Here is a 9608-nt window from a genome sequence, read left to right on the forward strand (position 1 = left end):
AGCCACCGGGGGCGCCGGCCTCCGCCGCCGCGCGGCGAAGCGGGAACCCGGCCACCGCGCCCGCTCGGGGTACGGCCGCGGCGGCCGGGAGCTCATTCGCCCGGCAGGTGCGGCTCGTCGTCGCCGGTTTCGGGGTTGCCGTCGTAGACCACGGAATCGTCGTCGCCGATCCACCAGCCCACGTCCATCACCTCCGGCCCGACCAGGTACAGGCGCACGGTGTAGCCGAAGAAGCGCGCCAACATCATCACGTTCGCCACCGCGTGATCCACGAACACCGGCGCGTTCTCCTTGCGCCACAACGCGATCGCGTCGATCCCCAACGCCGCCGCGACCTCGTCGCACGTGTACCCCGCCCGCTGCCGCAGCCGGCGCAGCTGCCGCTGCAGGCGCCACAGCTCGGTCATCGCGTGCTCGTCGGCGGGGTTGTCGCCGTGGGGCATCCGCTGCCGCCACGGCGGACGCCGCTGCCCCGGATCGTCCTCGACCAGCAGCACCCGCAGGGAACAACCGAGGTAGCGCGCGTACGCATCGAACAACGGCACCGTCGTACTCGTCGCCGCCCGCGTCTTCACCACGAGCACGTTCGCCGCCCGGAGACCCAGCATCCGCCCGGCTTCGCGGAAGCTCAGGCCCTCCTCCCGGCGGATCTGGTCGAGCCGCTCGGCCACGGTGACGAGCTGCTCGAGAGCCGACAGCCGGATCGGCGCTGTCTCCTGCTCCGCGAGTTCCACTGTCATGTCCTCTCCCGTCTTTCCGGCCGGTGCCGCCCTGGTGCCATTCGGTGCCGCCGAAAGCCGAAGAACTATGAACGGCGGCACCAGTTAGCACAATGCACCGATAGAGTTAATTGGTGGCACCAAAAGATGTGCTTTGCTGTGGTGCATGGCTGGCACCACTCCCCGAGCGCGCGCCATCGGCGCCGAACTCCGCAGGGCCCGAGAAGACGCCGGGCTGAGCGCACGCACGCTGGCGGCCCGGCTGGGCGTCGCGCACACCACGGTCGGTCGCTGGGAGTCGGGCGAGCGCAGCCCGCGCCCGACCGACGTCGCCGCGGTGCTCGGCGCACTCGGCGCGGACCACGAGCTGCGCGAGGAACTGATCGAGCTGTCCCGCAACACCGATGGGCGCCACTGGGTCGCCTCCGGCCTCCCGGAGCAGAAGCGCCAGCTCGCGGCCCTGCTCGAACTGGAGCGCGATGCGGCGCGGATCGTGAACGTCTCACCGCTGCTGGTACCCGGCCTGCTCCAGACCTCCGGCTATGCGCGCGCCATCATCGGCGGCGGGGGAGTTCCTGCGGGCGAGGTCGAGACCAGAGTCGCTGTGCGAATCGGCCGGCGCGATGTGATCATGCGCCGCGAGCGCCCGGCGGAACTGCTCGCGCTGTTCGACGAGACCGCGCTGAGTCGCAACATCGGCGGGCCGGCGGTCATGGCCGACCAGCTGCGCTCACTCGAAGAAGCCAGCCATTGGGCCAACGTGACGTTGCGAGCCATCCCCGAGTCCGCGGGCTGGCACCCCGCGCTCGAAGGCCCATTCGTCTTACTGGAGTTCGCCGACCGCACGCCTGTCGTGCAGATCGAGAACCGCCGATCCGCGCTGTTCTTCCATGAAGCTGTCGATGTCGAGGCGTATCAGCTGGCAATCGATAGAGTCCAGGACATCGCGATGAGCCCGGCGGAGACCCGGGCACTCATCGCGGATGTCCTCGGCAACTTGGAGACGGTGACATGAAACAAACCTTCACCAACTGGCGGAAGTCGAGCCGGTCGCAGAACACCTCGGATTGCGTGGAAGTCGCGGTCACACCGGACCTCGTCGGCATCCGTGACACCAAGCAGCGGGAGGCCGGTCACCTCATCGCAAGCGCGGAGAGCTGGTCGGCGTTTCTGGCCGAGCTCGGAGCCGACTGGCGAAAGTCAAGCCGGTCGCAGAACACCTCGAATTGCGTGGAAGTCGCGGTGACCGCGACCGGCGCCGGTGTCCGTGACACGAAGGACCGAGCGGCCGGTCACCTCATGGCGACCCGCGACGGATGGTCGGCGTTCCTCGCGCAGCTCGGGCGTTGACCAGCCGGTACTGAACAGCGGAAAGCCCTCAGCGACCCGAGAACGCTGAGGGCTTTCCGGTGTCCGCCCTTATGGTGGGGACATGCTGGACTTCGTCGCGGAGGCGCCGCTGGTCGACCACCACTGCCACGGCGTGGTGACGGGCACGCTGGAACGCGAGCGCTTCGAGCGGATGCTCACCGAGGCCGACAGCGTCTCGCCGCTGGGGACGTCGCTGTTCGACTCGCTCATCGGGCTCGCCGTGCGCGAGCGGTCCGCGCCGGTCCTCGACCTGCCGAAGCACGCAAAACCGGACGACTACCTCGCCCGGCGCGCCGAGCTGGGCGCCGAGGAGGTCAACCGGCGGTTCCTGCGCGGCACCGGGACCACCGACTTCCTGCTCGACGGCGGTTTCCAGCCCGACGAGCTCACCGGCACCGCCGAGTTCGCCCGCCTCGCCGGCGCCCGCGCGCACGACGTGGTGCGGCTCGAACAGGTCGCCGAGGACGTGGTGCGCGCCGGCACCACGGCGGGCCGGTTCGCCGCCGACTTCGGGGCGGAGCTGGAAAAACGGGCGAAGGACGCCGTCGGGGTGAAGTCGATCGCGGCGTACCGGGTGGGGCTGGGGCTGTCGGGGGAGCGGCCCGACGCCGTCGAAGTGGTCGACGCGGCCGGGCGGTGGCTCGCGCGCGTCGGGGCCGGGCTGGGGCTGCGCCTGGCCGACGAGGTGCTGCACCGCCACCTCGTGTGGGCGGGCATCGACCTCGGGCTGCCGGTGCAGTTCCACGTGGGCTACGGCGACTCCGACGTCGACCTGCACCGCTGCGATCCCTTGCTGCTCACCGAGTTCCTGCGTGCGACGCGTGAGACCGGCGTGCCGATCCTGCTGCTGCACAACTACCCGTTCCATCGCAACGCCGCCTACCTCGCGCAGGTCTTCGAGCACGTCTTCGTGGACACCGGCCTCATCACGCACAACGCCGGCTTCCGCGCGCCCGCGATCCTGGCCGAGACGCTGGAGCTCGTGCCGTTCGGCAAGCTGCTGTTCTCCACCGACGCGTTCGGCCTCGCGGAGCTCTACCACCTCGGTACAACCCTGTTCCGCCAAGGGCTTTCCGACTTCCTGCAGCCGGCGCTCGAAGCCGACGCACTGTCCGAAGTGGACGCCCAACGGCTCGTGCGCCTCGCCGGCCACGAGAACGCGACCCGGATCTACCGCCTGGAGCCCCGATGACCGACCTGGCCGCGCGCTGGCGCGCCGCCCTCGCCGACGAGCTGCCGGACGCGATCGAGCTGCGCCACCGGCTGCACGCCGACCCGCGCGCGTCCGGCGACGAGGAGGACACCGCGCGCGTGGTGGCCGCCGCGCTGGGCGCAGGCGAAGGCCTGCGCGTTGCCAAGACGGGACGGCTGGTCGAGCTGCCCGGTGAGCACGCCGGCCCCGCCGTGGCGCTGCGGGCGGAGATGGACGCGTTGCCGATCGTCGAGCGCACGGGCGCAGCCTGGGCGTCGGACTCGGGCCTGATGCACGCATGCGGCCACGACGTGCACCTGGCCGCACTGGTCGCCGTCTGCCGGGCGGCGCAACGCGTGGACCTGCCGCGACGGCTGGTCGCGGTGTTGCAGCCGCGTGAGGAGACATCGCCTTCGGGTGCGCTGGACATCGTCGAGTCGGGGGCGCTGGAGGAGCTCGGCGTGGACACCGTGATCGGCGCCCACGTGCAGCCGCGGCTCGCGCACAACGTCGTCTCCGCCGCGCCCGGGCCGGTGAACGCGTCGACCGACGAGTTCGAGATCGTGCTCCATGGCCAGGGCGGCCACGCGGGATACCCGCACCTGGTGCGCGACCCGGTGCTGGCGCTGAGCCAGCTCGTGGTCAGCCTGCAGCAGCTCGCGAGCCGCCGGATCGACCCCGTGCACGGCGCCGTCTGCACGGTCGGGCGCATCCACGCCGGCACGGCCGCCAACGTCGTCCCCAACACCGCCACCGCGCTCGGCTCGCTGCGGCTCATGCGCGCGAGCGACCGCGACCGCGCGCTGGACGTGCTGGCCGAGATCGTGCACGCCACCGCCCGCGCCTACGGCTGCACCGCAGACCTGCAGATCAGCCCGTGCGAGCCCGTGCTGGTCAACGACCCGGCGCTCGCCGCGGGCGCCCAGACCTGGCTGCTCGACGGCGGTGCCGACGTCGACGTGGACTTCCGCTCCTTCGGCGCCGACGACTTCGCCCACTACTGCGGCACCGGCACCCGCGGGCTGATGCTGTTCGTCGGCCTCGGCGACACCGCGGGCGCGCCCAGCCTGCACGACGAGGTGTTCCTGCCCGAGGACGCCGCCGTCGGCCAGGTGGCGCGCGCACTGATGGCCGGGTACCTCGCCGCTCTGCAGCCGGGCGGCTACGAGTAGTCACCGTCGCGACCGGACCGTGACCGGTCCTTCACGAACCCTTCGGCGGCTCCCTCACCACACCGGAGCATTGACGCGCTACGGTGACCGCGTGTATTCCGCCTCGGCAGCCTTCCTGGCCACGATCCCGAGCCCCGACCGCGGTGTGTGGCACCTGGGGTTCATCCCGATCCGCGCCTACGCACTGTGCATCATCGCCGGCATCATCGTGGCGATCTGGTGGGGCGAGCGCAGGTGGGCCGCGCGCGGGGGCACCAAGGGGACCGTGATCGACATCGCCGTGTTCGCGGTGCCGTTCGGCCTCGTCGGCGGTCGCCTCTACCACGTGATCACCGACCCCGAGCTGTACTTCACGGCCGGCAAGAACCCGTGGAACGCCTTCGCCATCTGGGACGGCGGCCTCGGCATCTGGGGCGCCATCGCCCTCGGTGGCGTCGGCGCCCTGATCGCCTGCCGCCGCAAGGGCATCCCCCTCCCGGCGCTGGCCGACGCGATCGCCCCCGGCATCGTCACGGCGCAGGCCATCGGCCGCATCGGCAACTACTTCAACCAGGAGCTCTACGGCGCGCACACCGACCTGCCGTGGGGCCTGGAGATCTACCAGCGCATCGACCCGACGACCGGGCTGCCCAACGAGCTCACCGGCATCGCCACCGGCCACGTCCCGCTGCCTGACAGCCCCGTGCACCCGACCTTCCTGTACGAGCTGATCTGGAACCTGCTCGTCGCCCTCGTCGTGGTCTGGGCCGACCGCCGCTTCAAGCTCGGCCACGGCCGCGCGTTCGCCCTGTACGTGGCCGGCTACACCCTCGGCCGCTGCTGGATCGAGTTCATGCGCACCGACAACGCGAACCACATCCTGGGCCTGCGCGTCAACGTGTGGACCTCGATCCTGGTCTTCATCGGCGCGGTGGTCTACATGATCGTGGCCAAGAAACGCGGTCCTCGCGAGCTGCCCGAGACCCTGCGAAGCCGGGGCGATGAACGGGATGCGGTGGCGGAATCGCCGGAATCGGACTCGTCTTCCTCGGACTCGGCCCCTGCTTCGCCGAAGGCCGAGGCCGACTCATCTGACGACGGCCCGACAGCGGAAGCCCGCGACGAGATCACCGTCGACGCCGGTTCGTCCGGCTCGGACTCGGACAAACCCGAGAAGTCCTGACCCGGTTTTTCACGCACGAGGTCCCCGGCTCGCGGTTCGAGCCGGGGACCTCGTGCGTTGGTGGTCTGGGCACTCGTAGCCGGCCGCGCGCCGCGGTCGCCTGGGGCGGCATCGAGCGTTGCGGGCTCGGTGCGGTGGATGGTCCGAGACCCTTCGCGCGTGCGCTTGGGTTCCCGGCGCTCGCGGGTGGTGGTGGCGGTGAGCACCGGCACCACCACCCGTCAGCCGGGGGTCAGCCGAGCGGGGAGCCGCCGAAGTAGTCGTCGTCGCCGTCGGAGCGGTCTTCGCCGCGGGGGCGGCGCGGGGAGGGCGGGTCCTGGCGTTTCGGGGTGCCGCGGTCGGCGAGGGGGCTGGTGAACTCGTCGTCGTCCGGGGTGGTGAAGCGCAGGCGCGGGTCCTCGTGCCGGGGTGCGGCGTGCCGGCCGTGGTCTGGTTCCGGCGAAGGCGGTGCGGGCGATGCCGGCGGCTTGTGGTCGGCCAGCGGGTTCGCGAAGTCGTCGTCGGGCGGGGGAGCGCTGTGGCGGCCCGGCGGCGGCGCCGGGTGAGCCGGTGAGGCGCTGCTCACCAGCGGATCGTCCGTCGAGAAGCCCTTCGGTTCCTCCACGGCGGCCGGGTACGTGGAGCGGTTCGAGTCGGCGAGGAAGTCGCGCGAGCCCGTGCGGGCTTCGAGCACCTCCTCGGGCGACAGGCCCTCCTGCATCTCCTCGTACATGTCCTTGGCGTCGCCGAGCTTGGCATCGGCCAGGGCGCGCACTTCGGGGTCGGCGAAGGCCTTGCCGGAGGCAACGTCCTTCCACGTCAGCTCACCGGCGTCGACCTTGCGCTTGACCAGGCGCAGGGCGGCCGGGGCGTCGGGCTTCGAGGCGGCGGTCTTGAGCGCCTCGACGCGTTCGGGCGTGTCGGTCTTGCGCAACGGCTTGAGGCGGATCTTCTCGAGGTCCTTCAGCAGCTGCCGCGACTTGCTCACGGTGCTGTCGAGCGCCGATTCCGCCTGGCGGATCTCCGGCGTCTTCCACGCGTCCTGCGCGGGGGTGGGCCGTGACATGACGGCGGGTCCTCTCAGTCGTCGATGCGGCCGCTGATCCGGCCGCTGCCGGAGTGGGCCGGGGTGCGGGTCTTGCGGCGGCTGTCCCAGTGGTCCTTGTTGTCCTCGTGGTTGCCGCGGGACTCCTCGACGCCGTCCTTCACGGAGTCCTTGATGTCGCCGACGTCGCCGGCGATGTCCTTGGCGTTGTCCTTGATGTCGCCGACGTCGCCCGCGATGCCCTTGCCGATGTCGACCACGTCGGAGATGCTGCCGACGTCCTTGATCTTCGCCAGCTGCGACCCGATGTCCTTCACCGAGTTCCACAGGTCGCCGACCTTCTGCACGATGTCCTTGATCATGTCGATGATCGAGATCAGCGCGTTGATGAGCGGCAGGATCTCCGACAGCCCGGTGATCGCGTCGGCGATCCACCCCGCGATCGGCACGCACGCCTCGGCCGCCATCACCAGCAGCCGGTCGATCAGGCTCTTCAACAGGTCGAGCGCCTTGGCCGCCAGCTTCTGCGACGTGTCCGACAGCAGCTCGAACCCCTTGGCGATCAGCTCCGCGATCCCGGCCTCCGCGGCCAGCCCCGCGCGCCACCCGAGGTCCACGTACGCCTTGTGCGCCAGCGATGCCGGGCCCGACCAGCTCTCGCCGAGGATCTTCTCGTTGCCCACCATCACGGTCGAGAACGCCTTCATCGCCTCGGCGATGTTGCGCCACGCCTCGGCGTCGGCGGAGATCTTCGAGAAGTCACCGGTGATCGGCTCGATGAACATCTGGGTGAGCGTCTGGCCCGTCAGCTGCTGGAAGATCCACTCGACGGCCATGACCTCGACGCCGGCCTCTTTGACGAGGTCCTGGATGTCCTCGCCGGACGTGTCCTCGGGCGGCTGCAGCTGTTCGCTGATCGAGCTGCCCTCGTCGAACCCGCTCGGCGACGTCGTCGGCGCGGCGCCGGGATCCCCTCCGGACGACGACGGGGAATCACCACCGTCATCGGAGTCGTCGTCATCGTCCGAGTCGTCGTCCGAGTCGTCGTCCGAGTCGTCGTCCGAGTCGTCGTCTTCGGGCTCGTCGGAGTCGTCCTCGTCGTCCTTCTTCTTTTTCTCGTCCTTGTCCTCGTCGCCCTTGTTCTTGCCGTCCTCGTCCTCGCCCTGCCCCGGCCGCTTGCGCTCGTCGCCCTCGTCCTGGCCGGGACGGTTCGGGTTGCGCGGGTCCTCCGGCTGGTGCCCCTGCGGCGGCACGCCCGGCGCCGGCGTGCCGGGGGTGTGCTGCTGCGGCGGCGAACCCGGCCGGTTCGGCGGTGCGGTCGGGTGCTGCGGCGGCGTGTTCGGGTGCGGCGGTGGCGGTGTGTTCGCGTGCCCTTGCCGGGGCGGGGCAGGGTGCGTCGGCGTGTGGTGCGTCGTTCCGCCGGACCCGCCCGGGTGGCTGTGCCTGGCCATGTCGTTCCCCCTCGGTGGTGGTCGGAGTCAGTGGTGGGTGGTCACTTCGCGGCGGGCGCGCCGACCTCGTCGATCGCGATGCCGAACTCCTTGAGGACCGCCGCGACCTGGCCGTCGTGGTGGTCGTAGGAGTCGGCGGCGGAGCGGACGCCCTGGCTCAGCGAGGTGAGGCGGTTGTCGCCGAAGTCGAGGGTGCTGCCGTAGAGGTTGCCGACCAGGTCGACCACGGGCTGCAGCAACGCGAACAAGCCGGTGAAGCCCGACTTGTCGCACGCGGTCGTGCGCATGTAGTCCCTGATCTTGCCGACCTGGGCGTGCAGCCCGTCGACGACGTCCGCGTACTCGCGCATGACGTCGGTGTGTACGTCGAAGTCCGACACCGATTCCCTCCCCGTGATCGTCGGTCGACGAACACTATGGCAGGAAGTGATCACCCAGCGTGGGGTGTTTCGGGAAATCCACCGGTTCGGAAACAGCAACCCGTCAAAACGGGCAAATCAGTCACGTATCCACAAAGGACGGTCAGAGGTCCGGCAGGCCGAGTTCGAGGTTCGGCGCCTGGAGCCCACCGTCCACTTCGAGCACCTTGCCCGTCACGTACGCGCCGGCCGGCGAAGCCAGGTACAGCACCGCCGAAGCCACGTCGTCGGCAGAACCGATGCGCTGCAACGGGGTCGCGCTCTCCATCTTCACGCGGATCTCTTCGTTGCCCGCCACCAGTTCCAGCGCCGACGTGAGCACCGAGCCCACGCTGATCGCGTTCACGCGCACCTTCGGCGCGAGGTCCACGGCGGCCAGCCGCGTGTAGTGCGCCAGCGCGGCCTTCGCCGTGCCGTAGGCGAGAAAACCGCGGCCCTGCACGCGGCCCATGATCGACGAGATGTTGACGACCGCGCCGCCGCTTTCGAGCAGCGCCGGGGTCGCGGCGACGGTCAGCGCGTGGGCCGTCGCGACGTTGAACCGGAACGCTTCCTCGAGGAAGTCCGTCGTCGACTCGACGAACGGCCGCGGGTACGTGCCACCGACGTTGTTGACGACGATGTCAAGCCGCCCGAACGCCTCCATGGCCTCGGCGGCCAGCGCGCCGGCCGCGGCCGGGTCCGACAGGTCGGCCGTCACCACGTGCGCGCGGCGCCCGGCCGCGGCCACGCGGGCGGCCACCTCGTTCAGCTGGGACTCGGTGCGGGAGGCGATGACCACGTCGGCACCCGCCTCGGCGAGCGCCACGGCGGTGGCCGCGCCGATGCCGCGACCGGCGCCGGTGACCACCGCGACGCGGTCCGTGACACGGAACCGATCGAGGATCATGCGGCGGACGCTAACACGGTTGCGCGGCGAGCGGGATCGGTCACACGGGCGATCACTCAGCGCGCACAGATCCCAGGAAAACGGCCGGAAACGGCTGTGTCAGGCCGGATGCGTAAAAGTCCGGTTACACTTGACGGAACAGCCCAGATCCGATAGTTAGCTAAGCGAACGACCTGGGTGCCATCAGGAACTACGTCGTTCCGCGCAGC

At 70.5% G+C, this 9608-nt stretch carries 10 protein-coding genes and 1 pseudogene; 6 read left to right on the plus strand and 5 right to left on the minus strand.

Translation table 11 applies throughout. From position 1 onward, the window contains the following. Window positions 1–92 precede the first annotated feature (92 nt). Window positions 93–740 (minus strand): hypothetical protein, encoded by a 648-nt coding sequence (locus AB0878_RS30730; RefSeq protein WP_366583712.1) that lies wholly within the window; start codon window positions 738–740, stop codon window positions 93–95. Window positions 741–885: 145 nt separating this feature from the next. Between AB0878_RS30730 and AB0878_RS30735 the strand changes: the two genes are divergently transcribed. The 6 genes and pseudogenes from AB0878_RS30735 (at window position 886) to lgt (ending at window position 5616) form a co-directional block, all read left to right on the plus strand. Continuing rightward, the gene (locus AB0878_RS30735) at window positions 886–1734 is read left to right on the plus strand and encodes a helix-turn-helix transcriptional regulator (RefSeq protein ID WP_366583713.1); all 849 of its coding nucleotides are present in this window, start codon (window positions 886–888) and stop codon (window positions 1732–1734) included. Next, window positions 1731–1886: pseudogene (locus AB0878_RS30740) on the plus strand (DUF397 domain-containing protein); the annotation flags it as partial. The gene AB0878_RS30735 and the pseudogene AB0878_RS30740, both read left to right, overlap by 4 nt. Before the next feature lie 3 nt (window positions 1887–1889). After that, window positions 1890–2069, plus strand: a complete 180-nt coding sequence (locus tag AB0878_RS30745) for a DUF397 domain-containing protein (protein WP_366583829.1) — start codon at window positions 1890–1892, stop codon at window positions 2067–2069. Window positions 2070–2151: 82 nt separating this feature from the next. Next, window positions 2152–3282 (plus strand): amidohydrolase family protein, encoded by a 1131-nt coding sequence (locus AB0878_RS30750; RefSeq protein ID WP_366583714.1) that lies wholly within the window; start codon window positions 2152–2154, stop codon window positions 3280–3282. Beyond that, on the plus strand, window positions 3279–4454 hold the full coding sequence (locus AB0878_RS30755) for a M20 family metallopeptidase (RefSeq protein WP_366583715.1): 1176 nt from the start codon (window positions 3279–3281) through the stop codon (window positions 4452–4454). The genes AB0878_RS30750 and AB0878_RS30755 overlap by 4 nt, the downstream gene beginning before the upstream one ends. 91 nt (window positions 4455–4545) lie before the next feature. Next, window positions 4546–5616 carry a prolipoprotein diacylglyceryl transferase gene (gene lgt, locus AB0878_RS30760; protein WP_366583716.1) on the plus strand — a complete coding sequence of 357 codons (1071 nt, stop codon included), beginning with the start codon at window positions 4546–4548 and terminating at the stop codon, window positions 5614–5616. A 232-nt stretch (window positions 5617–5848) separates the two neighbouring features. Here the strand turns inward: lgt and AB0878_RS30765 are convergent, their stop codons facing one another. The 4 genes from AB0878_RS30765 to AB0878_RS30780 all read right to left on the minus strand — a co-directional run bounded on the left by AB0878_RS30765 (window position 5849) and on the right by AB0878_RS30780 (window position 9399). Then, a complete protein-coding gene (locus tag AB0878_RS30765; RefSeq protein WP_366583717.1) occupies window positions 5849–6661 on the minus strand; it encodes a hypothetical protein in 813 nt (270 codons plus the stop codon). A gap of 14 nt (window positions 6662–6675) precedes the next feature. Next, entirely contained in the window at window positions 6676–8091 is a 1416-nt protein-coding gene (locus tag AB0878_RS30770; protein WP_366583718.1) for a proline-rich domain-containing protein, read from the minus strand. A 41-nt stretch (window positions 8092–8132) separates the two neighbouring features. Beyond that, window positions 8133–8471: a hypothetical protein gene (locus AB0878_RS30775; protein ID WP_366583719.1), complete on the minus strand. Its 339-nt coding sequence runs from the start codon at window positions 8469–8471 to the stop codon at window positions 8133–8135. Window positions 8472–8613: 142 nt separating this feature from the next. Then, entirely contained in the window at window positions 8614–9399 is a 786-nt protein-coding gene (locus tag AB0878_RS30780; RefSeq protein ID WP_366583720.1) for an SDR family oxidoreductase, read from the minus strand. Window positions 9400–9608 lie beyond the last annotated feature (209 nt).

This window comes from Amycolatopsis sp. NPDC047767, from assembly GCF_040704195.1.
In the GTDB taxonomy this organism is placed as follows: Bacteria; Actinomycetota; Actinomycetes; order Mycobacteriales; family Pseudonocardiaceae; genus Amycolatopsis.

Excerpts from the sequence above, each read along its gene's own strand:
- AB0878_RS30730 (WP_366583712.1), bottom strand. The coding sequence starts at position 740 with ATGACAGTGGAACTCGCGGAGCAGGAGACAGCGCCGATCCGGCTGTCG.
- AB0878_RS30735 (WP_366583713.1), top strand. The coding sequence starts at position 886 with ATGGCTGGCACCACTCCCCGAGCGCGCGCCATCGGCGCCGAACTCCGC.
- AB0878_RS30750 (WP_366583714.1), top strand. The coding sequence starts at position 2,152 with ATGCTGGACTTCGTCGCGGAGGCGCCGCTGGTCGACCACCACTGCCAC.
- AB0878_RS30755 (WP_366583715.1), top strand. The coding sequence starts at position 3,279 with ATGACCGACCTGGCCGCGCGCTGGCGCGCCGCCCTCGCCGACGAGCTG.
- AB0878_RS30765 (WP_366583717.1), bottom strand. The coding sequence starts at position 6,661 with ATGTCACGGCCCACCCCCGCGCAGGACGCGTGGAAGACGCCGGAGATC.
- AB0878_RS30770 (WP_366583718.1), bottom strand. The coding sequence starts at position 8,091 with ATGGCCAGGCACAGCCACCCGGGCGGGTCCGGCGGAACGACGCACCAC.
- AB0878_RS30780 (WP_366583720.1), bottom strand. The coding sequence starts at position 9,399 with ATGATCCTCGATCGGTTCCGTGTCACGGACCGCGTCGCGGTGGTCACC.